Origin of the sequence: Pseudomonas sp. 21LCFQ010 (genome assembly GCF_024129905.1) — a bacterium.
Taxonomy (GTDB): domain Bacteria; phylum Pseudomonadota; class Gammaproteobacteria; order Pseudomonadales; family Pseudomonadaceae; genus Aquipseudomonas.
On sequence record NZ_JAMYDZ010000020.1, the window covers coordinates 18,006 to 43,502 of the forward strand.

Annotated in this window: 27 protein-coding genes; 21 read left to right on the forward strand and 6 right to left on the reverse strand. The window is 58.7% G+C overall.

Annotated features, from left to right (window positions below):
• Positions 1 to 167: 167 nt before the first annotated feature.
• The 3 genes from rsxB (at position 168) to NJC38_RS20405 (ending at position 2,181) form a co-directional block, all read left to right on the forward strand.
• A complete protein-coding gene (rsxB, locus tag NJC38_RS20395) occupies positions 168 to 1,160 on the forward strand; it encodes an electron transport complex subunit RsxB (RefSeq protein WP_253116878.1) in 993 nt (330 codons plus the stop codon).
• Positions 1,161 to 1,192: 32 nt separating this feature from the next.
• Positions 1,193 to 1,831 carry an endonuclease III gene (gene nth, locus NJC38_RS20400; RefSeq protein ID WP_253116880.1) on the forward strand — a complete coding sequence of 213 codons (639 nt, stop codon included), beginning with the start codon at positions 1,193 to 1,195 and terminating at the stop codon, positions 1,829 to 1,831.
• A gap of 161 nt (positions 1,832 to 1,992) precedes the next feature.
• Positions 1,993 to 2,181: a PA3496 family putative envelope integrity protein gene (locus NJC38_RS20405; protein WP_045482380.1), complete on the forward strand. Its 189-nt coding sequence runs from the start codon at positions 1,993 to 1,995 to the stop codon at positions 2,179 to 2,181.
• 59 nt (positions 2,182 to 2,240) lie between these two features.
• Here NJC38_RS20405 and NJC38_RS20410 read toward each other — a convergent pair whose 3' ends face one another.
• Positions 2,241 to 2,867 carry a response regulator transcription factor gene (locus NJC38_RS20410; protein WP_045482383.1) on the reverse strand — a complete coding sequence of 209 codons (627 nt, stop codon included), beginning with the start codon at positions 2,865 to 2,867 and terminating at the stop codon, positions 2,241 to 2,243.
• Positions 2,868 to 3,939: 1,072 nt separating this feature from the next.
• On the opposite strand from NJC38_RS20410, the gene NJC38_RS20415 reads away from it, so the two are divergent.
• The 3 genes from NJC38_RS20415 (at position 3,940) to NJC38_RS20425 (ending at position 5,298) form a co-directional block, all read left to right on the forward strand.
• Positions 3,940 to 4,440: a hypothetical protein gene (locus NJC38_RS20415; RefSeq protein ID WP_253116882.1), complete on the forward strand. Its 501-nt coding sequence runs from the start codon at positions 3,940 to 3,942 to the stop codon at positions 4,438 to 4,440.
• Between the two features lie 44 nt (positions 4,441 to 4,484).
• A complete protein-coding gene (locus tag NJC38_RS20420) occupies positions 4,485 to 4,727 on the forward strand; it encodes a hypothetical protein (protein ID WP_045482390.1) in 243 nt (80 codons plus the stop codon).
• A gap of 292 nt (positions 4,728 to 5,019) precedes the next feature.
• A complete protein-coding gene (locus NJC38_RS20425) occupies positions 5,020 to 5,298 on the forward strand; it encodes a hypothetical protein (RefSeq protein ID WP_253116884.1) in 279 nt (92 codons plus the stop codon).
• Between the two features lie 41 nt (positions 5,299 to 5,339).
• On the opposite strand, the gene NJC38_RS20430 is transcribed toward NJC38_RS20425, so the two are convergent.
• On the reverse strand, positions 5,340 to 6,557 hold the full coding sequence (locus NJC38_RS20430; RefSeq protein ID WP_045482393.1) for an argininosuccinate synthase: 1,218 nt from the start codon (positions 6,555 to 6,557) through the stop codon (positions 5,340 to 5,342).
• A gap of 298 nt (positions 6,558 to 6,855) precedes the next feature.
• Positions 6,856 to 7,812: an OmpA family protein gene (locus tag NJC38_RS20435; RefSeq protein WP_045482396.1), complete on the reverse strand. Its 957-nt coding sequence runs from the start codon at positions 7,810 to 7,812 to the stop codon at positions 6,856 to 6,858.
• Between the two features lie 144 nt (positions 7,813 to 7,956).
• Between NJC38_RS20435 and pyrC the strand changes: the two genes are divergently transcribed.
• The 4 genes from pyrC to bfr all read left to right on the forward strand — a co-directional run bounded on the left by pyrC (position 7,957) and on the right by bfr (position 10,746).
• Positions 7,957 to 9,003 carry a dihydroorotase gene (pyrC, locus tag NJC38_RS20440; protein ID WP_045482399.1) on the forward strand — a complete coding sequence of 349 codons (1,047 nt, stop codon included), beginning with the start codon at positions 7,957 to 7,959 and terminating at the stop codon, positions 9,001 to 9,003.
• Complete coding sequence (gene rnt, locus NJC38_RS20445) at positions 9,000 to 9,674, forward strand: ribonuclease T (RefSeq protein ID WP_045482402.1); 675 nt, start codon at positions 9,000 to 9,002, stop codon at positions 9,672 to 9,674. The genes pyrC and rnt overlap by 4 nt, the downstream gene beginning before the upstream one ends.
• A gap of 178 nt (positions 9,675 to 9,852) precedes the next feature.
• Positions 9,853 to 10,071, forward strand: coding sequence for a bacterioferritin-associated ferredoxin (locus tag NJC38_RS20450; protein WP_045482405.1), 219 nt, complete (start codon positions 9,853 to 9,855; stop codon positions 10,069 to 10,071).
• A gap of 201 nt (positions 10,072 to 10,272) precedes the next feature.
• Positions 10,273 to 10,746, forward strand: a complete 474-nt coding sequence (gene bfr / locus NJC38_RS20455) for a bacterioferritin (protein ID WP_045482408.1) — start codon at positions 10,273 to 10,275, stop codon at positions 10,744 to 10,746.
• Positions 10,747 to 10,830: 84 nt separating this feature from the next.
• Here the strand turns inward: bfr and grxD are convergent, their stop codons facing one another.
• Together grxD and NJC38_RS20465 are read right to left on the reverse strand one after the other, a co-directional pair.
• Entirely contained in the window at positions 10,831 to 11,157 is a 327-nt protein-coding gene (gene grxD, locus NJC38_RS20460; protein WP_253116886.1) for a Grx4 family monothiol glutaredoxin, read from the reverse strand.
• 187 nt (positions 11,158 to 11,344) lie between these two features.
• On the reverse strand, positions 11,345 to 11,635 hold the full coding sequence (locus NJC38_RS20465; protein WP_045482415.1) for a hypothetical protein: 291 nt from the start codon (positions 11,633 to 11,635) through the stop codon (positions 11,345 to 11,347).
• 470 nt (positions 11,636 to 12,105) lie between these two features.
• Here NJC38_RS20465 and argF point away from each other — a divergent pair, with 470 nt between their 5' ends.
• Complete coding sequence (gene argF / locus NJC38_RS20470) at positions 12,106 to 13,023, forward strand: ornithine carbamoyltransferase (RefSeq protein WP_045482417.1); 918 nt, start codon at positions 12,106 to 12,108, stop codon at positions 13,021 to 13,023.
• Entirely contained in the window at positions 13,020 to 14,096 is a 1,077-nt protein-coding gene (locus tag NJC38_RS20475) for an ABC transporter ATP-binding protein (protein ID WP_045482420.1), read from the forward strand. The genes argF and NJC38_RS20475 overlap by 4 nt, the downstream gene beginning before the upstream one ends.
• 104 nt (positions 14,097 to 14,200) lie before the next feature.
• Here the strand turns inward: NJC38_RS20475 and ybaK are convergent, their stop codons facing one another.
• The gene (gene ybaK / locus NJC38_RS20480; protein WP_253116888.1) at positions 14,201 to 14,671 is read right to left on the reverse strand and encodes a Cys-tRNA(Pro) deacylase; all 471 of its coding nucleotides are present in this window, start codon (positions 14,669 to 14,671) and stop codon (positions 14,201 to 14,203) included.
• Positions 14,672 to 14,999: 328 nt separating this feature from the next.
• Between ybaK and NJC38_RS20485 the strand changes: the two genes are divergently transcribed.
• From NJC38_RS20485 to NJC38_RS20525, 9 genes are all read left to right on the forward strand, one after another.
• The gene (locus NJC38_RS20485; RefSeq protein WP_253116889.1) at positions 15,000 to 15,851 is read left to right on the forward strand and encodes an MIP/aquaporin family protein; all 852 of its coding nucleotides are present in this window, start codon (positions 15,000 to 15,002) and stop codon (positions 15,849 to 15,851) included.
• Positions 15,852 to 15,879: 28 nt separating this feature from the next.
• The gene (glpK, locus tag NJC38_RS20490) at positions 15,880 to 17,385 is read left to right on the forward strand and encodes a glycerol kinase GlpK (protein ID WP_253116891.1); all 1,506 of its coding nucleotides are present in this window, start codon (positions 15,880 to 15,882) and stop codon (positions 17,383 to 17,385) included.
• Positions 17,386 to 17,466: 81 nt separating this feature from the next.
• Positions 17,467 to 18,222 carry a DeoR/GlpR family transcriptional regulator gene (locus tag NJC38_RS20495; RefSeq protein ID WP_253116893.1) on the forward strand — a complete coding sequence of 252 codons (756 nt, stop codon included), beginning with the start codon at positions 17,467 to 17,469 and terminating at the stop codon, positions 18,220 to 18,222.
• Between the two features lie 199 nt (positions 18,223 to 18,421).
• On the forward strand, positions 18,422 to 19,942 hold the full coding sequence (gene glpD, locus NJC38_RS20500) for a glycerol-3-phosphate dehydrogenase (RefSeq protein WP_253116895.1): 1,521 nt from the start codon (positions 18,422 to 18,424) through the stop codon (positions 19,940 to 19,942).
• Between the two features lie 350 nt (positions 19,943 to 20,292).
• Positions 20,293 to 21,207 (forward strand): glutamate/aspartate ABC transporter substrate-binding protein, encoded by a 915-nt coding sequence (locus tag NJC38_RS20505; protein WP_253116897.1) that lies wholly within the window; start codon positions 20,293 to 20,295, stop codon positions 21,205 to 21,207.
• 165 nt (positions 21,208 to 21,372) lie between these two features.
• Positions 21,373 to 22,119, forward strand: a complete 747-nt coding sequence (locus tag NJC38_RS20510) for an amino acid ABC transporter permease (protein WP_045482436.1) — start codon at positions 21,373 to 21,375, stop codon at positions 22,117 to 22,119.
• Positions 22,116 to 22,784: an ABC transporter permease subunit gene (locus tag NJC38_RS20515; RefSeq protein WP_253116899.1), complete on the forward strand. Its 669-nt coding sequence runs from the start codon at positions 22,116 to 22,118 to the stop codon at positions 22,782 to 22,784. Before NJC38_RS20510 ends, NJC38_RS20515 begins: the two co-directional genes overlap by 4 nt.
• A complete protein-coding gene (locus NJC38_RS20520) occupies positions 22,781 to 23,515 on the forward strand; it encodes an amino acid ABC transporter ATP-binding protein (RefSeq protein ID WP_253116901.1) in 735 nt (244 codons plus the stop codon). Before NJC38_RS20515 ends, NJC38_RS20520 begins: the two co-directional genes overlap by 4 nt.
• Before the next feature lie 56 nt (positions 23,516 to 23,571).
• Positions 23,572 to 25,488 (forward strand): ATP-binding protein, encoded by a 1,917-nt coding sequence (locus NJC38_RS20525; RefSeq protein WP_253116903.1) that lies wholly within the window; start codon positions 23,572 to 23,574, stop codon positions 25,486 to 25,488.
• Positions 25,489 to 25,497: the final 9 nt, after the last annotated feature.

Genomic DNA, 25,497 nt, shown 5'->3' on the forward strand with positions numbered 1-25,497 from the left:
AACGCAGGCGAGGCAGTCAGAGCAAGGCAAAAACAGGCAAGCAAGCGCAATTTACGGGTTGTAAATGAGCATTGCGCGCCTGTTTTTAACGCAGCGATGACAACGCAGCTAGTTTTTAGAGGCGCCCTTTTGCCTGCCTGGTGCCCTGTTCAACGAGTAACCGCAACATGAGCCTGATTCAACGCATAGATGCCTTGCTGCCCCAGACCCAGTGCGGCAAGTGTGGCCATCCCGGCTGCCTGCCTTATGCACAAGGTATTGCCAGCGGCGAGGCCATCAACAAGTGCCCACCCGGCGGCACTGAAACCATTGCCAGCCTGGCACAACTGCTGCGCATCCCGGCCTTGCCTCTGGACACTGAACGTGGTGCGGCACCGGCCCAGGTGGCTTTTATCCGTGAAGCCGAATGCATCGGTTGCACCAAGTGCATCCAGGCCTGCCCGGTGGACGCTATCGTGGGTGCAGCGAAAATGATGCACACCGTGCTGGTTGACGAATGCACCGGCTGCGATTTGTGCGTAGCGCCGTGCCCGGTCGATTGCATTGACCTGCTGCCGCTGCCATCGGCCAATGTAGTGCCCATCGTCGGAGATCTCGCGCATGACGCGGCACAATTGCAGGCCCGCGACCGCAAGCGCAATCACGCCCGTCAGCGCTATGAACAACGCACGGCACGCTTGCGCCGCGAGCAAGAACAACGTCAGGCACGCAGCCACAAGCCTCAGCCAGCGCCTGGCAGGGCAGTCGAAAGGCAAATGCCGACGCCGCGCAACGACCAGCCCCAGAACGACCAGGCCCTGAAGCAGGCCAGGATCACCCTGAACTTGAGCCGGGCCCAATTGAACAGGTCGCTCAAAGCCTTTGGTCATCCGCCGATCCGTGAGCAGGCCATGCGCTTGCTGCAGATGCAGCATGAAGTCCAGGCTGCCGAGCAGGCCGTAGCAGCGCTTGAGCAAGCCCCCGCGCCGTCTCCCGCCGCCGCCGTGCAGCCGGCCAGCAAGCCCGCCGGCGACCTCAAGCGTGCCAAGATCCAGTTGGCCATGGCCCGTGCAGCCTTGAGCAAGGCCCAGGCAAACAATGAGCCGGCATCACAGCTGGCCATGCTCAGTGTTCAATTACACAATGCCGAACAGGCCGTCCAGGCCGCAGAACAGCCATAAGGGCTCATAGAAGCCCGATCAGGAAACCGACCATGAACGCCGCCAAACGCCAGGAGATCTTCCGCAGGCTCCACGAAGACAATCCTGACCCGAAAACCGAACTGGCCTACACCACGCCTTTCGAGCTGCTGATTGCCGTGATTCTCTCCGCGCAGGCGACCGACGTCAGCGTCAACAAAGCCACCGCGCGCCTGTACCCGGTAGCCAACACACCGCAGGCAATCTACGCACTGGGCGTGGAAGGTTTGTCGGAGTACATCAAGACCATCGGCCTGTATAACAGCAAGGCGAAAAATGTCATCGAGACCTGCCGCCTGCTGATCGAGCAGCACAACAGTGAAGTGCCACAGACCCGCGAAGCCCTCGAAGCGCTTCCGGGAGTCGGACGCAAGACCGCGAATGTGGTGCTCAATACCGCGTTTCGGCAGATCGCCATGGCGGTGGACACGCACATTTTCCGGGTCAGTAATCGTACCGGGCTGGCACCCGGCAAGAATGTGGTCGAAGTCGAGAAACAGCTACTTAAGTTCGTCCCGAAAAATTACCTGATGGACGCGCACCACTGGCTGATCCTGCATGGCCGGTATGTCTGTGTCGCCCGCAAGCCACGCTGCGGCAGTTGCCGGATCGAAGACCTGTGCGATTTCAAGGAAAAAACCTCCGACGATTGAGTAATAGCTTCAACTACCGCCAGGCGATTGAAAAAATCTTTTTTACCAAGGCACGGAATGGCGATATAAGAAGCGCCAACAGGGTGGCTCTAAAAACGTAAACGCCCAGCCCGCAGGCAGTTTTTAGAGGTGCCTGACCGCCAAGCCTGGAGTCAACTTGCATGAGCACCGGCAAAGAGCAACTGGATGTAGACGTAGTAGAAGACGAATTCGCCAACGAATCAGATGATGCCGAAACCCGGACTGCCGAACCCGCAAAGACCAATCTGAGCAAACGCCGCACAATCGACAACTTGCTCGAAGAGCGGCGCCTGAAGCGGGAGCTGGCCGACTACGACTTCGATCTCTGATCGGAACTGCCGTACCCCAAGCCTCTCTGATGAGAGGCTGAGTATTGTTGCCAACCTGATCACGCCAGCCCGTTACGCTGCGCCAGCTCGATAAGATCGACCAGCGAATGCGCATTGAGCTTGAGGAGCAGGCGCGTTTTGTAGGTACTGACCGTCTTGTTGCTGAGAAACATGCTGTCGGCGATTTCCTTGTTGGTCTTGCCCCTGGCCAACTGCTGCAGCACCATCATTTCCCGCCCGGACAAGCGATCCACCATATCCGCCTCGCTGGCATTGCCCATGCTGGAGCGCACCGTGTGCAGAGCCTGGTTGGGGAAGTAGCTATAGCCAGACAATACGGCCTTGATCGCGCTAAGCAATTCAGTGAGGTCCTGCTGTTTGCAGACATAGCCCGCCGCGCCGGCCTGCATGCAACGCATCGAAAAATGCCCCGGCGATTGTGAGGTCAGGATCAGCACCTTGAACGGCAGCGCCATGGCCGACAACCGGGCAATCACCTCAAGGCCGTCGAGCTTGGGAATGCCGATGTCGAGGATCACGATATCCGGCAGGTGCTCACGCGCCAGTTGCAAGGCATCTACCCCGTTGTCAGTTTCGGCGACAACCTCGTAACCATGGCGCTCCATCAGCATCCGTACAGCCAGGCGAATGACAGGATGATCATCCACGATCAGCACTTTATTCATGGTGCAGTCCAATTTTTGCTATTCGAATTTTCGGAGCCAGCACAATAGCCTAGTCGTTTAGTAGTTTGCATGGCGCACGCCCCATAAGACCAACACCCAAAGACCATTCCCACCCTTAGAAGAGAACTTTCCTACAAATCTTGCCATAAGCAGCTGGATTTTAACTTCTATCACAAGCCTTCTCCTTCGCAATCCGACGCACCGACCATCCTCTCCATGCCCCATAAAAACCATGTTGAAGGGCCGCCCATCATCGGCTTGCGAGCCTTAACTTTTCCTGTCGGGACACGTGAATCAAACAAGACACGCTTGCAAGCCGCCATGTGTTTACACACCTTCACGCAATTACTTTGCTGGTTTCAGGTTTTGTACGAAAACTGCGGCACTCGGCCATGCTGCATCAAAAACCCGGACCGCCGCCAACAGCCACTAATTAGCCACTAACTGCACCGTGCCATCCATGGCCAGGCAACACCAGCACCGGGCCATTTGCCAGCGCCTCGTTTAAAACTACACGTAACCGAATGCCTTTTTCATACACATATCTATTTCAGGAGCGCGACTACACAATATTCAGAAATACCTTACAAAATTTCGCTCGACTCTTTATGAATCTCTTGTCATCCCATACAGACCAAACGCCTCAAAGCCCGCCCCGGCGGCATCGCCAACGACGATGAGCTAACAGCATGTGCCTATCGGAGTCCATCCTTAAACAGCTAAAGGGGAAATAGCCTACAGCACGAACAGACGCTGCCTGAGCGCTCGTAAGACCAATACCACAGCCTCAGGCGCACCGTTCTGGAGTACAACTTTTTTACTTGCAATTCCTATTGTCAATCGTTACTTTTTTGACAAAGCACCCCTGCTTACAGCACATAAACCGTTCATTAAGACAAACAACTAACACAATCGTCTTCAATGAAAGTTATGAAACCGTGCCCACCCGACAACGTGCCTGTCAGTAGGGAATAAATGACGCACGCCGCATGGCCGCGCAGCAACAGTAAGTTTGACCTGCTGACTCTTTTTGAATGGCCATGTGTATAACCATGTTCAAAAGGAATAGATCATGAACAGCAAACCCGTACCCGCTTTGTGCCTCCCCCTGTCACCCCTGGACCTGGCCGCTGCCGTTGAGGACTTCGTGGCCCAAGGGGGTGTTATCGCCATCATTCCCCAAGGAGAAACAGCCGAACCGGTTGAAACGGTTACGCCTGAAAATCTGACTGTCGCAGCGCCGGAAAAACTGCAACTGCTCAGGCTGCTGGCGGCCAAAGGTGCCGGAGTTTCATCCTTGCAGTATTCACTCAAGATGAACAGGAAGGATATTCGTCAGTTAGCACAACAACATCACATCAAGATCAACTTCAGCCGCCCGATACAGGCGCAACGTAATGTGCCAGACACGCCACTTCGCGACATTGATGATGTAACGGCCGGACATGCCATGCACTATTCAAGCCTGGGCTACAGCACAGCCGAAATCGCCAGAATCCTCGGGCTAAGCGTGCGCGAGGTTCTTGATATCGGTAAAGCCTACCGCTTTGAATTCAGCAACCATCAGGTTTGACCAGCGATCGCCAACAACCGGCCCTGCCGCTCAGGAGTCAAATAATGTTCCTTTTTAATCGCATCATGAACCCTATTAGTGTCATCGCACTGTTCGCCGCGCTGTCAGAAGCCTCGGCAGCCACGGTACTGCCCTATCTGGACACTGACAGCCGCCAGGTTTATATCTGGTTCCTGATTGTTTTCCCCACCACCCTGGTGGTGATGTTTTTCCTGACCTTGAATTTCAATGCCAGGGTATTGTATGCCCCCTGCAAATGCTTTTATCAGGAAGACACCCAAACCTGAAAACAGCCAGACTTGAGCACGCAGTAAAAAACGAGACAGCGAAGGTAGGAAAGGTCAACAAACAGAGTCAGATTTCCTATACACGATGGTAAGCCACTGAAAAAAGCCAGTCGCCATAACGGATAAGCGCAACGCAGCTCATTCATGCTGAAAGGCCATCTGATGTTAACTATTAAAAACCCGCTATTGTTATTTAAACCCTTTGCGGGTGCCCTTAGTTGAGAGGTTTCATGCGTACACACCCAATAGACACCGAACCTGTTTTCGCCACTTTCATAGAGATGGAACGATCATGTCTAAACTCAAAGAATTTCGTGAACTGGAACATGCCCTGAAGTTGCAACAGGAAAAACTCGACATGCTGGCGCATGACGAGCGGCTCGGACGAGAACTTGAGTTCGAGAAAAAACTGCTGTCATTGCTCAAGCGTTACCAGCTCGACCTCCAGGGCCTGCAGGATTTTATCCGCCCGGTCGAGCCGTCATCCGCACGGCTGCGGCGCCAGAAGAGTACCTCCAGAAACGCAGCAAGGGCACCCAAGGGCACCTCTGGTGCCGTGCAGACAGCCTAAAACCAGGGTCTGCAGCCCTGAGCAGGGCTGCAGACGACCGGTCAGAAGAACTTGCGGTTCTTGTTGGCTGCAATGCGCATGCGCAGTGCATTGAGCTTGATAAAGCCCGCCGCGTCAGCCTGGTTGTAAGCACCGCCATCTTCTTCGAAGGTGGCGATGTTGGCGTCGAACAGCGAATCGTCCGACTTGCGACCCGTCACGATCACGTTGCCCTTGTACAGTTTCAGGCGCACGACGCCATTCACGTGAACCTGGGAAGCGTCGATCATCTGTTGCAGCATCAGACGCTCAGGGCTCCACCAGTAGCCGGTGTAGATCAGGCTGGCGTACTTCGGCATCAGCTCGTCTTTGAGGTGCGCCACTTCACGGTCCAGGGTGATGGACTCGATAGCACGGTGGGCACGCAGCATGATGGTGCCGCCCGGAGTTTCGTAGCAGCCGCGGGACTTCATGCCCACGTAGCGGTTTTCCACGATATCCAGACGACCGATGCCGTTCTCGCCGCCGATGCGGTTCAGTTCGGCCAGAACCTGGGCTGGCGTCAGCTCCTTGCCGTCGATGGCAACGATGTCACCGCCACGGTAGGTCAGCTCGATGTAGGTCGGGGTGTCCGGGGCCGACTCTGGCGACTTGGTCCAGCGCCACATGTCTTCTTCGTGCTCGGTCCAGGTGTCTTCCAGCACGCCGCCTTCATAGGAAATGTGCAGCAGGTTGGCGTCCATCGAGTACGGCGACTTCTTCTTGCCGTGACGCTCGATCGGGATCGCGTGCTTTTCGGCGTAGTCCATCAGCTTCTCGCGCGACAGCAGGTCCCACTCGCGCCATGGAGCAATCACCTTGACGCCTGGCTTGAGTGCATAGGCACCCAGCTCGAAACGTACCTGGTCGTTGCCTTTGCCGGTCGCGCCGTGGGAGATGGCGTCAGCGCCAGTCTCGTTGGCGATCTCGATCAGACGCTTGGCGATCAGTGGACGGGCGATGGAAGTACCCAGCAGGTACTCGCCTTCGTAGACAGTGTTGGCACGGAACATCGGGTAGACGAAATCGCGCACGAACTCTTCGCGCAGGTCGTCGATGTAGATCTCTTTAACGCCCATGGCCTGCGCTTTGGCGCGAGCCGGCTCGACCTCTTCGCCCTGGCCCAGGTCAGCGGTGAAGGTCACCACTTCGCAGTTGTAGGTATCTTGCAGCCACTTCAGGATCACCGAAGTGTCCAGGCCACCGGAATACGCCAGTACGACCTTGTTTACGTCCGCCATGCCATCACTCCACCGGGTTGTACGGAAAACCGTTGATTCTACCGTTCAAACCCGCAGATTTACAGTGGCGCGACAGCTTGTGATTGCCAGGCGACAGACGTAGCACCCAGAACTGTCCGGCCTGACGCCCGCCTGAAAGCCCCTTTGGCTCAACACTGTTCGATCATACCGGTGGGAGTCAGGTTGCTGGCGAAGAGGGCAGCATATTCGCAGCAGATGCTGTGACTTTACCGGCCTCTTCGCGAGCAAGCTCGCCCCCAACGGCTGCATACCCGCTCGTGCGGGGCAAGGGCTGCGATCAGGATGTTTTGGCAGCAGCCGGGGTCTTGGCGGTTGGCGCGGCAGACGCCGCTGGTGCAGCCGGCGCCGCTTCCGCAGGCGTGGCAGGTGCCGGGCGTTCGGTCGGGGCAACCCGCTCCAGCTGCACATTGACCCGCCGGTTACGGGCGCGATTGGCGTTGTTGGTGTTGGCCGCCAGCGGATAACGCTCGCCATGAAAACGCAGGGTGATCTGTTCTTCCGGCACACCATTGGCCTTCAGGTAGTCCATCACCGCCAGCGCCCGGCGCCGCGACAGGTCGCGGTTGGTCAGGCGATTGCCACTGTTGTCGGAGTGCCCGTCCAGTTCAACGTGGTTCACGGTCGGGTCGGCCTTCATGTAGGCCAGCATGTTGTCCAGGCGCGCCTTGGCCTTGGCGTCGAGCTCGATCCCGCCACCCGGAAAGCCGACCTCGGTCTGTTTGATCTGTTCGAAGTTCATCGGCAACAGCTTGGCCGTGCACGCCTGATACTCGCCAAAGGCTTCACGAAACCTTGCGGGCAACAGGCGCACTTCCATATTGCCGCCGCCATCTCGGGCATAGTGACGAATCACCGGGCTCCGGCCTTCGAGCAAGCCGTTGATCAGCCTGCCAGCCTGAGCCTGCGAAGAATTGAACGGGAATTCGCCGTTACCGACCCGCACTGCGCCCAGGTTGATATCGCCACGACCGGGTTGCCATGGCGCCGCGGCGGCCAGCAGTGTGGCTGACCCGGTGCCCATCATGTTGTAGGAAGCTTTCAGACGAAAGGTCGCCTGCTCACCGGCCTTGCGCACGAACTCACCCGCACCGAAGTCGGTGATCGGCTGGCTCAGTCGACACTCGAACTGATCGCCCTCAACCTTCCATTCAATGCTTTCCAGGCGCGTCTGGAAATTGACCGCCATCGCGGGAAGACTGGCGAACAGGCTGAGCAAGGCTAGATATTGGCGCACGGGAGGCTCCACCTAAAAATGACGCTAAAACAGAAAATGCCTACTTGATGGCTATCGGTAACTTCCTACAAAACTTGATAGCGAGTGCCTGAGACTGTCTTTTCCGGTAGCATTCCCGCGAGTTCGAACCGCCTGGAATCCCCCATGTCCGACCGCCTGACCCTATTGCGTCCCGACGACTGGCACATTCACCTCCGTGACGGAGCTGTTTTGCCTCATACCGTCGCTGACGCCGCGCGCACGTTTGCCCGCGCGATCATCATGCCTAACCTGGTGCCGCCCGTACGCAATGCGCAGCAGGCCGATGCCTACCGCCAGCGGATTCTCGCAGCGCGCCCCGAGGGCAGCCGTTTCGAACCGCTGATGGTGCTGTACCTCACCGACCACACCACCGCTGACGATATCCGCGCCGCCAAAGCCAGTGGCTTCGTCCACGCGGCCAAGCTGTACCCGGCCGGCGCAACCACCAACTCCGACTCCGGTGTCACCAGCCTGGACAAGATCTCTGGTGCCCTGGAAGCCATGGCTGAGGTAGGTCTGCTGCTGCTGGTGCACGGCGAAGTGACGCGCAGCGAGATCGACGTGTTCGATCGCGAGAAGACCTTCATTGATGAACACCTGCGTAAGGTCGTCGAGCGCTATCCGACCCTTAAAGTGGTGTTCGAGCACATCACCACCGGCGACGCGGTGCAGTTCGTCAATGACGCCCCGGCCAACGTCGCGGCGACCATTACCGCCCATCACCTGCTGTATAACCGAAACCACATGCTGGTCGGCGGAATTCGTCCACATTTCTATTGCTTGCCGATCCTTAAACGCAACACCCATCAAGTGGCGTTGCTGGATGCCGCGACCAGTGGCAGTGGCAAGTTCTTCCTTGGCACTGACTCGGCGCCGCATGCCCAGCACGCCAAGGAAAATGCCTGTGGCTGCGCCGGCTGCTACACCGCCTATGCGGCCATCGAGATGTATGCCGAGGCGTTCGAGCAGCGCAATGCGCTGGACAAGCTCGAAGGCTTTGCCAGCCTGCATGGCCCGGCGTTTTACGGTCTGCCGGCCAACCAGGACACAATTACCCTGGTCCGTGAAGAATGGACCGCCCCGACCAGCCTGCCATTCGGTGAGCTGGCCGTCATCCCGCTGCGCGCCGGTGAAAAACTGCGCTGGCGCCTGCTGGAGAACGATGCGTGAGTGACGATCATTTCGACGACGATCTGGATGCTCCGACGGGGGGTGGTTCGCGCCACCCCATGGCCGCTCGTTTCCGTGGCTATCTGCCTGTAGTGGTCGATGTCGAAACCGGCGGTTTCAACGCCGCCACCGATGCCCTGCTGGAAATCGCAGCGACCACCATCGGTATGGACGAAAAAGGCTTCGTGTTCCCTGAGCACACCTATTTCTTCCGTGTCGAGCCTTTCGAGGGCGCCAACATCGAAGCCGCGGCCTTGGAGTTCACCGGGATCAAGCTGGACCACCCGCTGCGCATGGCCGTCAGTGAAGAAACCGCCCTGACCGACATCTTTCGTGGGGTGCGCAAAGCGCTCAAAGCCAATGGCTGCAAGCGTGCGGTGCTGGTCGGCCACAACGCCAGCTTTGACCTGGGCTTTTTGAACGCCGCCGTGGCGCGCCTGGACATGAAGCGCAATCCGTTTCATCCGTTTTCCAGCTTCGACACCGCGACGCTGGCTGGTCTGGCTTACGGTCAAACGGTACTGGCCAAGGCTTGCCAGGCGGCCGGCATCGACTTCGATGGCCGTGAAGCCCACTCGGCACGCTACGACACGGAAAAGACCGCCGACCTGTTCTGCGGCATTGTGAACCGCTGGAAAGATATGGGCGGCTGGCACGACTACGACGACTGAAAAGTCGCAGCCAATGCGCCGTCACTGACGGCGCATTACCCCCATTGCATGACCCGCCTGTGACAACCCCGAACCACTTATCGGGGCATCTTGTTAAAAGCCAAAACAATTTTGACAAGCATTCTCATTACGATTAATCTGCCTCGCAACCAGCATCACACAGCGATGGTTCGAGCTTATGTACGTTTGTCTTTGCCTTGGCGTCACCGACGGCAAAATCCGCGATGCGATCTTCGAAGGCTGCTGCAGCTACCGCGATGTCCGTGAGACTCTCGGCGTTGGAACTCAATGTGGCAAGTGTGCATGCCTTGCCAAGCAAGTGGTCCGCGAAACGCTGACCGAAATCCAGAGCAGCCAGGCTGCACTGGCCTACCCCGCAGAATTTTCTGCCGCGTAATTAACACCCTTTTTATCAAACCGGACCCAGTGTCCGGTTTTTTTATGCCTGTAATTCAATTACTTAACGGCAAAATGCAGAACTCAAACATTCTTATTCAGATTTAAATTCACTTATTATTCAATAACTTAGGTTTGACAGTACACTGAGTGCGGATCAAACTCGCCGCCTATAGACATTAGCCTGCGGCAGGAAACCAACATGAAAGGCGACATTACAGTCATTCAGCACCTCAACAAGATCCTCGGTAACGAGCTGGTCGCCATCAACCAATACTTCCTGCACGCCCGTATGTACGAAGATTGGGGCCTGAATAAACTCGGCAAACACGAGTACCGCGAATCGATCGACGAGATGAAACACGCTGACAAGATCATTAAGCGTATTTTGTTTCTCGAAGGCATTCCGAACCTGCAAGACCTGGGCAAAATCCTGATTGGCGAGCACACCAAGGAAATGCTTGAGTGCGACCTGAAGATCGAGAAAAAAGGCCTGGCCGATCTGAAAGCCGCCATCGCTCATTTCGAAACCGTCGGTGACTACGGCAGCCGTGAACTGCTCGAAGACATTCTGGAGTCGGAAGAAGAGCACATCGACTGGCTGGAAACCCAGCTGGGCCTGATCGACAAGATCGGTATCGAGAACTACCTGCAATCGCAGATGGGCGAAGAATAAGCCCTCAGGCTGTTCTACCTGCCAGCAAAAAGCCCCGCCTGTATGACAGAGCGGGGCTTTTTTTGGCGCATTCAGCGAGGACGATCAGCCCTTGGCTTTCTCTGCGGCCTGCTTGATCAGGGTCTGCAGCTCGCCCTTTTCGAACATCTCGATGACGATGTCGCTGCCGCCGACCAGTTCACCGTCGACCCACAGTTGCGGGAAGGTCGGCCAGTTGGCGTACTTGGGCAGGTTGGCGCGGATTTCAGGGTTCTGCAGGATGTCGACGTAGGCGAACTTCTCACCACACTGCATGACTGCCTGGGACGCTTTGGCCGAAAAGCCACATTGTGGCGCGTTCGGAGCGCCTTTCATGTAAAGCAGGATTGTGTTGTTGGCAATCTGCTCTTTGATCGTTTCAATGATATCCATGAAGCACCTCGGCTGAACTTTCCGACTCAGTTGTCGGCACGGTGGCACATTGTAACGGAAAGCCGAAGACAGCGCTCGGTCTTGAGGCGCTGCTGTGGGTTCAGCAGAATATTTTGAACAAGCGGGTGCGGTGCGGTGTAACGCAATCCTTGCCTGCCCGGCTTCCGTGCTTCACCGGCGAGTCGACTCAATTGCCGATCGGCGTGACCTTGCGTTGCATCTGGATCTCTGCAACGGTCTCGATCTGCTCCTGGGCGACAGGTACGCCGGTCAGGTCGCCGATCAGGCGCCAGTGCTCGTCCAGGCCGGAACTGATGGTCGCCATGCGGTCGATCATGCGCCGCCCCGCCGCCCGGGTGACCTCGTCTTCACTGCGCAGCAGTTCAAAAGACATGGACGTCATGGAGGCTGTCAGATGCGTCAGGGTCCGGGCAGTCAGGCCCAGAAGCTCCGTTAGTTGACGTTCCTTTGAGTTCATCCGAAAAACCCTCGTGTAATCTGTCTGCTTTTATAACTCAGGGCCGACACTAAAGATACGAGCCATCTTAGCACCGCGTGAAGCACATCGCATTCACGGTGATGACATATAGCCACCTACGTTTTCGGCGACTCCGGTTGCGACAGGCAAGCGCCTGCTTTTGTTGCGGATATTGCAAAACACCAAGAGCCCGGTGTACAACTGATCTCTTTCCCCCCAACAAAATGGACGGAACTGATTTCTCCCTCGGTCAACGCCTTCCCATGACCCCGACGGGCCACAGATCAAGCCAAAATACACTCAAACCCTTATAAATCAACGGCGCCGTTGCGATGCTGCGACATTTTTTTATACCATCGCGCCTTCCCTATTTCGTCGCTCAATGCGGCTTTCGCTGTAGATCTCGTCCGTTTTCCCGATAAAAAACCGGTTTGGACAGCTACGGTCTGTTGCAAAAAAGGTAGTCAATAATGAACGCCAGGCACTTTCTCTCGATGATGGATTACACCCCAGACGAACTGCTGGGCTTGATCCGTCGTGGCGTAGAGCTCAAAGACCTGCGAAATCGCGGCGTGCTTTTCGAACCTTTGAAGAACCGGGTGCTGGGGATGATTTTCGAAAAATCCTCGACACGTACCCGTCTTTCCTTCGAGGCCGGCATGATCCAGCTGGGTGGCCAGGCCATCTTTCTGTCTCATCGCGACACCCAACTGGGCCGCGGCGAGCCTATTTCTGACAGCGCCAAGGTCATGTCGCGCATGCTCGACGCGGTCATGATCCGCACTTACGCCCACAGCAACCTGACCGAGTTTGCCGCCAACTCCCGCGTGCCGGTGATCAATGGTCTGTCCGATGATCTGCACCCGTGCCAGTTGCTCGCCGACATGCAGACCTACCTGGAACACCGCGGCTCGATCAAGGGCAAGACCGTGGCCTGGATCGGCGACGGCAACAACATGTGCAACAGCTATATAGAAGCGGCCATCCAGTTCGACTTCCAGCTGCGCGTCGCCTGCCCGTCGGGCTACGAGCCAAACCCGGACTTCCTGGCACTGGCCGGTGACCGCGTTCAGGTGCTGCGCGATCCGAAAGAAGCCGTGGCCGGTGCGCATCTGGTAAGTACCGACGTCTGGACCTCGATGGGTCAAGAAGAGGAAACCGCACGCCGCCTGGCACTGTTTGCACCTTATCAGGTCACCCGTGAGCTGCTCGACCTGGCGGCTCCGGACGTGCTGTTCATGCATTGCCTGCCGGCGCACCGTGGCGAGGAAATCAGCGCCGACGTGCTCGACGACCCCCGCGCCGTGGCCTGGGACCAGGCAGAGAACCGTCTGCACGCGCAGAAGGCCTTGCTGGAGTTTCTGGTCGCACCGTCGTTCAAGCCATGAGCCAGCCACTGCTGCTGAACCTGCGCAATCTGGCCTGCGGCTATCAGAATCAACGGGTGGTGCAGGACCTGGACCTGCACCTGAACGTTGGCGATATCGGTTGCCTGCTGGGCTCTTCGGGTTGCGGCAAGACCACCACATTGCGTGCGATAGCCGGCTTCGAGCCGGTCCATGCCGGCGAAATCAGCCTGGGCGGTGATGTGATTTCCCGACCCGGCTTTACCCTCGCGCCAGAGAAACGCCGGATCGGCATGGTGTTTCAGGACTACGCCCTGTTTCCGCACCTGACCGTTGCGCAAAACATCGGCTTCGGCATCAACAAGCACCCGCGGCTGAATCAGGTTATCGACGAACTGCTCGAACTGGTCAACCTCGGCTCACTCGGCAAGCGCTACCCCCACGAACTGTCCGGCGGCCAGCAACAACGCGTGGCGCTGGCCCGCGCCCTGGCCCCCGAGCCTCAGTTGCTGCTGCTCGATGAGCCGTTTTCCAACCTGGATGTAGAGCTGCGTCGGCGCCTGAGCCACGAAGTGCGCGATATCCTCAAGACCCGCGGCACCAGTGCGATTCTGGTCACCCACGACCAGGAAGAAGCCTTTGCCGTAAGCGATCATATCGGCGTCTTCAAGGAAGGCCGTCTGGAGCAGTGGGACACACCGTACAACCTGTACCACGAACCCCGCACGCCTTATGTGGCAAGCTTCATTGGCCAGGGCTACTTCATCCGCGGCCAGTTGCTCGATCATGAGTCGATCAGTACCGAACTGGGCATTCTGCGCGGCAACCGTGCCTACCCCGGCGTCTCGGGCAGCGCGGTAGAGGTTCTGCTACGCCCGGACGATATCGTCCATGCGCCCGATGGTGCGCTGAAGGCAAAGGTCACTGGCCGCACCTTCCAGGGAGCCTCGACCCTCTATAGCCTGCAACTGGCCACCGGCACCCAGCTCGAAGCGCTGTTTCCCAGCCACATCGACTACAGCACGGGCGCTGAGGTGGGCATTCGTGTGGCCGCCGAGCACCTGGTGGCGTTCCCGGCTGCTGGCTCCGTCGCCACCCACGCCATCACCCCGTAGGAGCGGCTTCAGCCGCGAAGGATCCCGGCACCGACCGCTAATGTGCTGGTTTTACCGGCCCTTTCGCGAGCAAGCTCGCTCCCACACAAGCAGCAGCGCTTACATTAGCCGCGACCGATGGCCGCGAACTGTGCCTTGGTCTGCTCCGCCAGCGCCGCAGCACTCAGTTCGACCTCCAGCCCCCGCCGCCCGGCACTGACAAACACCGTCTCGAACGGCCGGGCGCTGTCATCGATAAAGGTGCGCAGGCGCTTCTTCTGGCCCAGCGGGCTGATGCCCCCCAACAGATACCCCGTTGAACGCTGCGCGGCTGCCGGGTCGGCCATTTCCGCTTTCTTGATCCCGGCAGCCGACGCCAGGGCTTTTAAATCCAGCGTGCCGGCCACCGGCACCACCGCCACCAACAGTTCACCTTTTTCACTGCTGGCCAATAGCGTCTTGAACACCCGGGCGGCCTCCAGCCCCAGTTTCTCAACCGCTTCCAGACCGTAAGACGCCGCCTTCGGATCATGTTCATAGCTATGAATCCGGTGTTCGATGCGGTTCTTTTTCAGCAAATCCAGTGCAGGGGTCATGGTCACTCCAGAGCGGTTCAGGGCGAGCGCCACTTTAAGCCAAAAACACAAAAACAGCCGCTGTTACAAATCAATCTCGCAAGGCTGAAGCCCTGATTTTTCCTACAACATCAGTCGATATTGCACAGGGCATAAACGACAAATGTCAGTCATCGTTCAATTTCGACCTTTGACAGCGCAAAACTGTGGCTATATTTTCATTTGCGAATATTGTCGAACATTCAGTTTACGGCATGCGCATCATTTACAAGACTCTACGGGATCCTGACTTACTCACTCTTTCGACAAACCACTGCTCTTCATGAGCCAGAACAAGAACGAGGTTTGCATGACAGTCCAGATACAACAACCCAGCCTGGCCGGCCAATGCACCGCCGAATTTCTCGGCACTGCCCTTATGCTGTTCTTCGGTACCGGTTGCGTGGCGGCGCTCAAGGTGGCGGGTGCCAGCTTCGGTCTTTGGGAGATCAGCATCATCTGGGGCATGGCGGTCAGCATGGGGATCTACCTGAGCGCCGGCATCTCCGGGGCTCACCTCAATCCCGCCGTCAGCATCGCCCTGAGCCTGTTTGCCGGTTTTGAAAAAAAGAAACTGCCGTTCTATATCGGCGCACAGCTCGCCGGTGCCTTCTGCGGTGCCGGGCTGGTCTACCTGCTGTACATCAGCCTGTTTTTCGACTTCGAAAACACCCACCAATTGGTTCGCGGCAGCACCGAAAGCCTGCAACTGGCAGCGGTGTTCTCGACCTACCCGAACCCGGCAATTTCCACCGGCCAGGCATTTCTGGTCGAGGTGGTGATCACCTGTGTGCTGATGGCGGTCATCATGGCGCTGGTCGACGATAACAATGGCCTGCGACGCGGCCCTATGGCGCCCTTGCTGATCGGCCTGCTGGTGGCGGTGATCGGCAGCGCCATGGGTCCGCTGACCGGCTTCGCGATGAACCCGGCCCGGGATCTGGGGCCCAAGCTGATGACATTCTTTGCCGGCTGGGGCGACATCGCCTTTACCGGCGGGCGCGATATTCCGTACTTTCTGGTCCCGTTGTTCGCTCCCATTCTGGGCGCCTGCCTCGGCGCCGCCGGTTACCGGTTGCTGGTTGCCCGCCATCTGCCAGGCAACGAGCAGCAACAACCAGCCAGCAAGAAGATCAGCGCCAAGGCCCATACGTCTTCCTGACCCCATTCACCTGCTCAAGGCAATCGACATGACTGACGTACAGAACAAGAACTACATCATTGCCCTCGATCAAGGCACCACCAGTTCCAGGGCAATCATTCTGGATCGCAACGCCAATGTGGTGAGTTCCGCGCAGATCGAATTCACCCAGCACTATCCGCAGGCCGGCTGGGTCGAGCATGACCCGATGGAGATTTACGCCACCCAGACCGCCTGCATGACCAAAGCGCTGGCCCAGGCTAACCTGCAGGCCTCGCAAGTCGCCGCCATCGGCATCACCAACCAGCGTGAAACCACTGTCGTCTGGGAAAAGGACACCGGCCGGCCGATCTACAATGCGGTGGTCTGGCAATGCCGACGCAGCACAGAGATCTGCCAGCAGCTCAAACGTGACGGCCTGGAAGACTACATCCGCGAGACCACCGGGCTGGTGATCGACCCGTATTTCTCCGGCACCAAACTCAAGTGGATCCTCGACCATGTCGAAGGCAGCCGGGAGCGGGCGCGCAAGGGTGAGTTGCTGTTCGGCACCGTTGACAGCTGGCTGATCTGGAAGCTCACTGGCGGCGAGGTGCATGTCACCGATTACACCAACGCCTCACGGACCATGCTGTTCGATATCCATAATCTGCGCTGGGACCCGCGCATGCTCGAAGTGCTGGATATCCCCGAGCAGATGCTTGCGCAGGTCAAAGGCTCATCGCACGTCTACGGTCAGACCCGCAGCGGCATCCCCATCGCGGGCATCGCCGGTGACCAGCAGGCCGCACTGTTCGGCCAGATGTGCGTTGAACCGGGTCAAGCCAAGAACACCTACGGCACCGGTTGCTTCCTGCTGATGAACACCGGCAGCACTGCGGTGCGCTCGACCCATGGCCTGCTGACCACCATCGGCTGCGGACCGCGCGGCGAGGTGGCTTATGCTCTGGAAGGCGCGGTGTTCAACGGCGGTTCTACCGTACAGTGGCTGCGCGACGAACTGAAAGTGGTCAACGATGCACTGGACACCGAGTACTTTGCCAGCAAGGTCAAGGACAGCAACGGGGTCTATCTGGTCCCGGCCTTTACCGGGCTGGGCGCGCCGTACTGGGACCCTTATGCACGCGGCGCGCTGTTCGGCCTGACCCGTGGGGTGAAGATCGACCACATCATCCGCGCCACGCTCGAATCGATTGCCTTCCAGACCCGCGACGTACTCGATGCCATGCAGCAAGATGCCGGCGAACGGCTCAAATCCCTTCGGGTCGACGGCGGCGCGGTCACCAACAATTTCCTGATGCAGTTCCAGGCCGACATTCTCGGCACCGACGTAGAGCGACCGCACATGCGTGAAAGTACCGCGCTGGGCGCCGCCTTCCTTGCCGGGCTGGCCACCGGCTTCTGGAGCAACCTGGACGAACTGCGCGACCGCACCGGTATCGAGCGGGTATTTACCCCCGACATGCCTGACGCCCAGCGCGCCCAGCACTATGCAGGATGGAAGAAGGCCGTGGAGCGCACCCGCGACTGGGCGCCACACGACACAGCTGATTGAAGCCACGACAAAGGCGGCTGACAGGCGGGGTACGGCTGGTTCATCATGACGCCATTTGCACCAGGCGCCTGAAGGAAAACAATGAACCTGCCTCCCCGCCAGAAACAGACCCTCGAACTGGTCCGCGAACGTGGCTACGTCAGTATCGAGGAACTGGCCACTTTGTTCGTCGTCACGCCGCAGACCATTCGCCGTGACATCAATCAATTGGCGGAACTGAACCTGCTGCGCCGCTACCATGGTGGCGCGGCTTATGATTCGAGTATCGAAAACACCGCCTACGCCATGCGCGCCGACCAGATGCGTGACGAGAAACAGCGCATCGCCGAAGCGGTGGCCGCGCTGATCCCGGATAACGCCTCGTTGTTTATCAATATCGGCACCACCACCGAAAGCATCGCCCGTGCCCTGCTCAATCACAACAACCTGAAAATCATCACCAACAACCTCCATGTGGCGGCGACGCTGAGCGCCAAGGATGATTTCGAAGTGCTGGTCGCAGGCGGCAACGTGCGCCGTGACGGCGGTGTGGTCGGCCAGGCCAGTGTCGATTTCATCAGCCAGTTCAAGGTCGACTTTGCCTTGATCGGCATCAGTGGCATCGATGAAGACGGTAGCCTGCTGGATTTCGACTACCAGGAGGTGCGCGGCTCCCAAGCCATGATCGGCAACGCTCGCCAGGTCATCCTCGCCGCAGACTCCAGCAAGTTCGGTCGCAACGCCATGGTCCGCCTCGGGCCGATCAGCCTGATTGATTGCCTGGTCACCGACCAGACGCCGGTGCCGGCACTGCATCAGTTGCTCAACCAGCATAAGGTTCGTCTGGAAGTGGTCTGAGCCTTGTCGTTCGAGTCGGCCGAGGATTGACCCATCGGCCGAGCTGATTGTTCGTTTTTGTTCCTTTTTATTTTCAAACCTGGTTATTTCGGCAGACCCAACTGGATCATGGCATTTTGTTGCGCTATTATTTTCGAAAGTGAACATAAATGTTCGATTTCAGACTTAGCGCCATCGTCCTGTATCCCGGAGGCCACCCATGACCGACCTGAACGCGCCCACTGCATCGCCCGCCCCGATCTACGACATCGCCGTCATCGGTGGTGGCATCAACGGTGTCGGTATCGCCGCCGATGCTGCAGGGCGCGGCCTGTCCGTGTTGCTTTGCGAACAGGACGACCTGGCCAGCCACACCTCCTCGGCCAGCAGCAAGCTGATCCACGGCGGGCTGCGGTATCTGGAACACTATGAGTTTCGCCTCGTGCGTGAGGCGTTGGCCGAACGCGAAGTACTGCTGGGCAAGGCGCCGCATATCGTCAAGCCGATGCGCTTTGTGTTGCCGCACCGCCCGCATCTGCGCCCGACGTGGATGATCCGCGCCGGCATGTTCCTCTATGACCACCTGGGCAAACGCGAGAAGCTGCCGGCTTCGCGCAGCCTGCGCTTCGGTGCCGACAGCCCGCTCAAGCCGGCCATCAAACAGGGTTTCGAATACTCCGACTGCTGGGTCGACGATGCCCGGCTGGTGGTGCTCAATGCCATGGCAGCCCGTGAAAACGGTGCGCAGATCCATACCCGCACCCGCTGCGTGGACGCCAAACGCATTGACGGGCTATGGCAGGTCAACCTGCAGGACCGGCATGGCAAGACCTTTTCGATTCATGCCAGGGCACTGGTCAACGCCGCCGGCCCCTGGGTGGCAAAACTGCTGCGCGAAGACCTCAAGGTGCAATCGCCCTACGGCATTCGGCTGATTCAGGGCAGCCACTTGATCGTACCGAAGCTCTATGAAGGCGATAACGCGTTCATTCTGCAAAACGAAGACAAACGCATCGTCTTCACCATTCCTTATCTGGACCAGTTCACCCTGGTCGGCACCACCGACCGCGAGTACCTGGGTGACCCGGCCAAAGTGAAAATCACCGATGAGGAAACGGACTACATCCTCAAAGTGGCCAATGATCATTTCAATCGCCAGTTGAGCCGCACGGATGTCCTGCACACCTATTCCGGCGTGCGCCCACTGTGCAACGATGAGTCGGACAATCCGTCGGCCATCACCCGCGACTATACCCTGGCGCTCAGTGGCGCCAGTGGCGAGGCGCCGGTGCTGTCGGTGTTCGGTGGCAAGCTGACCACTTACCGCAAGCTGGCCGAGTCGGCCATGGCGCAACTGGCCCCCTGGTTTGCCCAAATGAAACCGGCATGGACCGCCAACGCTCCACTGCCAGGAGGCGAACAGCCGATCAGCAGCGAGCAGTTGATTGCCCGCTTTGGCTGGCTGCCCGAACAGATTGCCCGCCGCTGGGCACGCACTTACGGCAGCCGTAGCTGGCAGGTGCTGGACGGCGCGCAGAGCCTGGCAGATTTGGGTGAACACTTCGGTGCCGGGCTGTATGAACGGGAAGTCGAATACCTGTGCAATCAGGAATGGGTGACCTGCGCTGATGACATTCTGCGCCGGCGCACCAAGCTGGGCCTGTTCACCACGGCCAGCGAGCAAGCCGCGCTACAAGCGTGGCTGGACGCCCGCCACGCATCGAGCCCTGCCGCAGCCTGACCCCCTCCCCCCCGCAGGGCTTGCCAGCGCAAGCCCTCAGCCGCTCTCTCCCCGACTCGACGGATCACGCGCCGTGAAAAACATTCGGATTTCCGAACGCGCGCGTTGTCTGAATTCGGCTTCCCGGACGTTCAATCACCGTCAAGAAGCCGAAACAATAAATTAATCCCTTTAAAATCAATTGGATAGCTATTCGCCACGGTCTGGCACGACTCATGCTCTACACTCCATGTCGACCGCTTCAACATCCAGGCGCGTGTCTAGCAAGAGGCGCCGTTGAAGCTTTCGTTGAACATATGACTGACGCCAGATCAGCCGTCCAAATAAAAAATGAAGTCGAGGAATCACTGATGCGTATCGTTCCCCAGTTGTTGGGCGCAGCCATTGCTGCCGCTCTGATCAGTACTCCAGTCAGCGCCGCTGAACTCACCGGCACACTGAAGAAAATCAAAGACTCCGGCACCATCACTCTCGGTCACCGTGACGCGTCCATTCCGTTCTCTTACATCGCGGACGCTTCTGGCAAACCGGTTGGCTACTCCCACGATCTGCAACTGGCCGTCGTTGAAGCGGTCAAGAAGCAGCTCGACGTACCGAACCTGAACGTCAAGTACAACCTGGTCACCTCGCAGACCCGTATCCCGCTGGTCCAGAACGGCACCGTCGACCTGGAATGCGGTTCGACCACCAACAACGCCGAACGCGCCCAGCAGGTCGATTTCTCGGTCGGCATCTTCGAGATCGGTACTCGTCTGCTGTCCAAGAAAGATTCCAGCTACAAAGACTTCGATGACCTCAAGGGCAAGAACGTGGTGACCACCGCCGGTACCACCTCCGAGCGCATCATCAAGGCCATGAACGCCGACAAGCAAATGGGCATGAATGTCATCTCGGCCAAGGACCACGGCGAGTCCTTCCAGATGCTCGAGTCGGGTCGTGCCGTAGCCTTCATGATGGACGACGCCCTGCTGGCCGGTGAAATGGCCAAGGCCAAGAAGCCTGACGACTGGGCCGTGACCGGTACCGCGCAATCCTACGAAATCTACGGCTGCATGGTCCGCAAAGGCGATGAAGCCTTCAAGAAAGCCGTCGATGACGCCATTGTCGCGCTGTACAAATCCGGCGAGATCAACAAGATCTACGCCAAGTGGTTCGAGTCGCCAATCCCGCCAAAAGGCCTGAACCTGAACTTCCCGATGAGCGAAGAGCTGAAAAAACTGATCGCCGAGCCTAACGACAAGCCAGCCCCGGAAAAAAAGGCCTGACCGGTCGCTGACCTTCCGGGCGGCCTGCATGGCCGCCCGGGACAGCTCATTCACACGCAGCAGCAATGATCCAACGTCAATGGTTGACGTGCATTCGCCTGAAAGGATTCGAGCACCACGCATGCGTGCATCTCGATCGACATCGAACAAGAGGGGGAGACCCTGATGAATTACAACTGGGACTGGAGTGTGTTCTTCAAGTCCACGGGCATTGGTGACGAGATCTATCTGGACTGGTTCATTTCCGGTCTGGGCTGGACCATCGGTATCGCGCTCGTCGCCTGGATCATCGCCCTGACCCTGGGATCGGTGCTGGGGATCATGCGTACGCTGCCCAATCGTTTCCTGTCGGGCATCGCCACAGCTTATGTGGAAATTTTCCGTAATGTACCGCTGCTCGTGCAGCTGTTCATGTGGTACTTCCTGGTGCCAGACCTGCTGCCTGAAGGCCTGCAGGAGTGGTACAAGCAAGACCTCAACCCCACCACCTCGGCCTTCATCAGCGTGGTGATCTGCCTGGGTCTGTTCACCGCCGCGCGGGTCTGTGAACAGGTGCGTACCGGTATCGAAGCACTGCCGCGTGGCCAGGAATCGGCCGCACGGGCCATGGGTTTCAGGCTGTCGCAGATCTACTGGAACGTCCTGCTGCCGCAAGCCTACCGGATCATCATTCCGCCGCTCACCTCGGAATTCTTGAACGTGTTCAAGAACTCCTCGGTGGCCTCGCTGATCGGCCTGATGGAACTGCTGGCGCAAACCAAACAGACCGCCGAGTTCTCGGCCAACCTGTTCGAAGCCTTCACCCTGGCGACCCTGATCTACTTCACTCTGAACATGAGCCTGATGCTGCTAATGCGCCTGATCGAGAAGAAAGTAGCGGTGCCCGGCCTGATTTCCGTAGGGGGTAAATGATGGATTTCAGTGGAATCATCCCTGCCCTGCCGGGCCTGTGGAACGGCATGGTCATGACCTTGCAACTGATGGCGCTGGGTATCGTCGGCGGTATCGCCCTGGGTACCGTGCTGGCCCTGATGCGGCTGGGCTCGAACAAGATTCTGGCCAATATCGCCGGTGCCTACGTCAACTACTTCCGCTCGATCCCGCTGCTGCTGGTGATCACCTGGTTCTACCTGGCGGTGCCGTTCGTGCTGCGCTGGATCACCGGCGAAGACACGCCAATCGGTGCGTTCACCTCCTGCGTCATCGCATTCATGATGTTTGAGGCGGCTTACTTCTGTGAAATCGTCCGCGCCGGTGTGCAGTCGATCTCCAAGGGTCAGATGGGCGCCGCCAAGGCGCTGGGCATGACCTACGGGCAGATGATGCGCCTGATCATCCTGCCGCAGGCGTTCCGCAAGATGACCCCGCTGCTGCTGCAGCAGAGCATCATCCTGTTCCAGGACACCTCGCTGGTCTACGCCGTCGGTCTGGTGGACTTCCTCAATGCTGCCCGTGCCAATGGCGACATTATTGGCCGCGCCAATGAGTTCCTGGTTTTCGCCGGTCTTGTGTACTTCACGATCAGCTTCGCCGCCTCGTTCCTGGTGAAGCGTCTGCAAAAAAGGTTCGCCGTATGATTACCATCAAAAATGTTAACAAGTGGTATGGGGATTTCCAGGTTCTGACCGATTGCAGCACCGACGTCAAAAAGGGCGAGGTGGTGGTGGTCTGCGGCCCGTCCGGTTCAGGCAAATCGACGCTGATCAAGTGCGTGAACGCCCTGGAGCCATTCCAGAAAGGCGACATCGTGGTCGATGGCACCTCCATCGCCGACCCGAAGACCAACCTGCCGAAACTGCGTTCGCGGGTCGGCATGGTGTTCCAGCATTTCGAACTGTTCCCGCACCTGTCGATTGTCGACAACCTGACCATCGCACAGATCAAGGTATTGGGTCGCAGCAAGGAAGAGGCCACCCAAAAAGGCCTGCAACTGCTTGAGCGCGTGGGCCTGTCGGCACATGCCAACAAACACCCTGGGCAATTGTCCGGCGGCCAGCAACAGCGTGTCGCGATTGCCCGGGCGTTGGCCATGGACCCGATCGTGATGCTGTTCGACGAGCCGACCTCGGCGCTGGACCCGGAAATGGTCAACGAAGTGCTCGACGTGATGGTGCAACTGGCCCACGAAGGCATGACCATGATGTGCGTAACCCACGAGATGGGCTTTGCCCGCAAGGTTGCCGACCGGGTGATCTTCATGGACAAAGGCCAGATCATTGAAGACTGCGCCAAGGAAGAGTTCTTTGGTGACGTGAGCGCACGCTCCGAGCGTACTCAGCAGTTCCTCGCCAAGATCCTGCAACACTAAGCAAAGCCAGCGACCAGCTACCCTTATGGGTAGCTGGTCGCGTTGGGACGACTGTGATGAAATGCGACCCCTCTCTTTATCGCGCTGCTCCGCCATCACTCGCCGTGAAACCCCGTCTGATCCGTCAACTGTTTCTGCCGCCGCTGATCCTGATCCTGGTCATCGCCATGGGCTATGGCGCCTATCGGGTCAGTGAGCATCATGGCATCCAGAACCTCAGCGAAAGTGGCGCCCGCCAGCTGGAACTGCATGCCCGCACAGTTGAGAGCGAGATCAGCAAGTACACCTATCTGCCCAGCATTCTGGAACTCGAAGACAGCGTCGGCCAGTTGCTTACCGAACCCACCCCGCAATTGCAGAACCAGGTCAACAGTTACCTGGAAGGCCTGAACCGCCGCAGCCGCAGTCGCGCCATCTATGTGCTGGACACCACCGGACGGGTCATGGCCACCAGCAACTGGCGCGACAGCGACAGCTATCAGGGTGAAGACCTGTCGTTTCGCGCCTACTTTCAGGATGCCGTGCGCGGCCAGCCCGGACGCTTCTATGGGATCGGCACGACGATTGGCGAGTCAGGTTATTACCTGGCCCACGGCCTGGAAGACAAAGGCCGGATCATTGGCGTGGCCGTCGTCAAGGTACGCCTGGAAACCCTTGAAGAACGCTGGCAACGCGCCCGCCTGGAAGCCTTCGTCAGCGATGAGAACGGCATCATCATTCTCTCCAGCGACCCGGCCCGGCGGCTCAAATCGGTCCGCCCGCTGACCCCGACCATCAAGGAGCGCCTGGCACGCAGCCTGCAATATTACTGGTGGCCGCTCAATGAGCTGGTGCCGCTGGAACGCCAGAGCCTGACCGAAGGGGTCGAAGAGCTGACCTTCCCGGCCAACGCCAGTGTCGACCGCGAACACACCCAGGTCAGCTACCTGGCCCAGACCCGGCCATTGAGTGATACCCCCTGGCACCTGACCTTGCTCACGCCGCTGGAAGACCTGCGCCGCGAAGCCGCCAACCAGGGCATGCTGGTCGCGGTGGCCTGCGCGCTGGTGACCTTCCTGCTGATTGCCTGGAACGAGCGACGCAAGGTGATCGCCACCCGGCTGGCCGCCCGTGAGGCGCTGGAGGCTGCCAACGACGAGCTGGAACGCAAGATCACCGAACGCACCGAGCACCTGCGCGCCAGCAATGAACGCCTCAAGGCGCAGATCCGGGAGCGGCGCCAGGCTGAAGAAACCCTGCGCAAAGCCCAGGACGAACTGGTCCAGGCCGGCAAACTGGCGGCCATCGGCCAGATGTCCACCAGCATTGCCCATGAGCTGAATCAGCCACTGGCCGCCTTGCGCACCCTGTCGGGCAACACCGTTCGGTTCCTCGAACGTGGCGCCCTGGACACCGCAACCACCAACCTGCGCACCATCAATGACCTGGTCGACCGTATGGGCCGTATCACCGCCAGCCTGCGCGCTTTCGCCCGACGCGGCGAAGACAAAGGCCAGGCACAACTGGACAAGGCCGTGGACGCGGCCCTGCAATTGCTGGCCGGACGCCTGGAAACCAGCCCGGTCAAACTGCACCGCGACCTGGCCGAGGCCACCCTGGGTATCGACCAGACCCGCCTGGAGCAGATTCTGGTCAACCTGATCGGTAACGCGGTGGACGCCATGCAGGCGCAGCCGCAAGCCGAACTGTGGCTGGTCGGCCAGGTGGTCGATCAGCGCTATCGGCTGAGCGTGCGTGACAACGGCCCCGGCGTCGATCCCGAGGCACGTCGGCACCTGTTCGAGCCGTTTTTCACCACCAAACCGGGCGACCAGGGTCTGGGCCTGGGCCTGACCCTGTCGGCCAGCCTGGCCGCCGCTGCCGGCGGCAGCCTGAGCGCCGAACACCCCGACGATGGCGGCGCGCTGTTTATCCTCAGTCTGCCGCTGCTTGACCACCCGGCCGGCCAACCCGACCCGTACGCGTCTACCTGAGAGCACTGC

What these genes read in the sequence shown, in the direction of transcription:
- NJC38_RS20485 (WP_253116889.1), top strand. Translation starts at nt 15,000, where the DNA reads ATGACAGTCCAGATACAACAACCCAGCCTGGCCGGCCAATGCACCGCC.
- NJC38_RS20525 (WP_253116903.1), top strand. Translation starts at nt 23,572, where the DNA reads ATGAAATGCGACCCCTCTCTTTATCGCGCTGCTCCGCCATCACTCGCC.
- NJC38_RS20410 (WP_045482383.1), bottom strand. Translation starts at nt 2,867, where the DNA reads ATGAATAAAGTGCTGATCGTGGATGATCATCCTGTCATTCGCCTGGCT.
- NJC38_RS20430 (WP_045482393.1), bottom strand. Translation starts at nt 6,557, where the DNA reads ATGGCGGACGTAAACAAGGTCGTACTGGCGTATTCCGGTGGCCTGGAC.
- NJC38_RS20515 (WP_253116899.1), top strand. Translation starts at nt 22,116, where the DNA reads ATGATGGATTTCAGTGGAATCATCCCTGCCCTGCCGGGCCTGTGGAAC.
- NJC38_RS20405 (WP_045482380.1), top strand. Translation starts at nt 1,993, where the DNA reads ATGAGCACCGGCAAAGAGCAACTGGATGTAGACGTAGTAGAAGACGAA.
- NJC38_RS20450 (WP_045482405.1), top strand. Translation starts at nt 9,853, where the DNA reads ATGTACGTTTGTCTTTGCCTTGGCGTCACCGACGGCAAAATCCGCGAT.
- grxD (WP_253116886.1), bottom strand. Translation starts at nt 11,157, where the DNA reads ATGGATATCATTGAAACGATCAAAGAGCAGATTGCCAACAACACAATC.
- NJC38_RS20425 (WP_253116884.1), top strand. Translation starts at nt 5,020, where the DNA reads ATGTCTAAACTCAAAGAATTTCGTGAACTGGAACATGCCCTGAAGTTG.
- NJC38_RS20420 (WP_045482390.1), top strand. Translation starts at nt 4,485, where the DNA reads ATGTTCCTTTTTAATCGCATCATGAACCCTATTAGTGTCATCGCACTG.
- NJC38_RS20520 (WP_253116901.1), top strand. Translation starts at nt 22,781, where the DNA reads ATGATTACCATCAAAAATGTTAACAAGTGGTATGGGGATTTCCAGGTT.
- NJC38_RS20495 (WP_253116893.1), top strand. Translation starts at nt 17,467, where the DNA reads ATGAACCTGCCTCCCCGCCAGAAACAGACCCTCGAACTGGTCCGCGAA.
- ybaK (WP_253116888.1), bottom strand. Translation starts at nt 14,671, where the DNA reads ATGACCCCTGCACTGGATTTGCTGAAAAAGAACCGCATCGAACACCGG.
- NJC38_RS20510 (WP_045482436.1), top strand. Translation starts at nt 21,373, where the DNA reads ATGAATTACAACTGGGACTGGAGTGTGTTCTTCAAGTCCACGGGCATT.
- rsxB (WP_253116878.1), top strand. Translation starts at nt 168, where the DNA reads ATGAGCCTGATTCAACGCATAGATGCCTTGCTGCCCCAGACCCAGTGC.
- NJC38_RS20415 (WP_253116882.1), top strand. Translation starts at nt 3,940, where the DNA reads ATGAACAGCAAACCCGTACCCGCTTTGTGCCTCCCCCTGTCACCCCTG.
- nth (WP_253116880.1), top strand. Translation starts at nt 1,193, where the DNA reads ATGAACGCCGCCAAACGCCAGGAGATCTTCCGCAGGCTCCACGAAGAC.
- NJC38_RS20475 (WP_045482420.1), top strand. Translation starts at nt 13,020, where the DNA reads ATGAGCCAGCCACTGCTGCTGAACCTGCGCAATCTGGCCTGCGGCTAT.
- NJC38_RS20505 (WP_253116897.1), top strand. Translation starts at nt 20,293, where the DNA reads ATGCGTATCGTTCCCCAGTTGTTGGGCGCAGCCATTGCTGCCGCTCTG.
- glpK (WP_253116891.1), top strand. Translation starts at nt 15,880, where the DNA reads ATGACTGACGTACAGAACAAGAACTACATCATTGCCCTCGATCAAGGC.
- pyrC (WP_045482399.1), top strand. Translation starts at nt 7,957, where the DNA reads ATGTCCGACCGCCTGACCCTATTGCGTCCCGACGACTGGCACATTCAC.
- glpD (WP_253116895.1), top strand. Translation starts at nt 18,422, where the DNA reads ATGACCGACCTGAACGCGCCCACTGCATCGCCCGCCCCGATCTACGAC.
- bfr (WP_045482408.1), top strand. Translation starts at nt 10,273, where the DNA reads ATGAAAGGCGACATTACAGTCATTCAGCACCTCAACAAGATCCTCGGT.
- argF (WP_045482417.1), top strand. Translation starts at nt 12,106, where the DNA reads ATGAACGCCAGGCACTTTCTCTCGATGATGGATTACACCCCAGACGAA.
- NJC38_RS20465 (WP_045482415.1), bottom strand. Translation starts at nt 11,635, where the DNA reads ATGAACTCAAAGGAACGTCAACTAACGGAGCTTCTGGGCCTGACTGCC.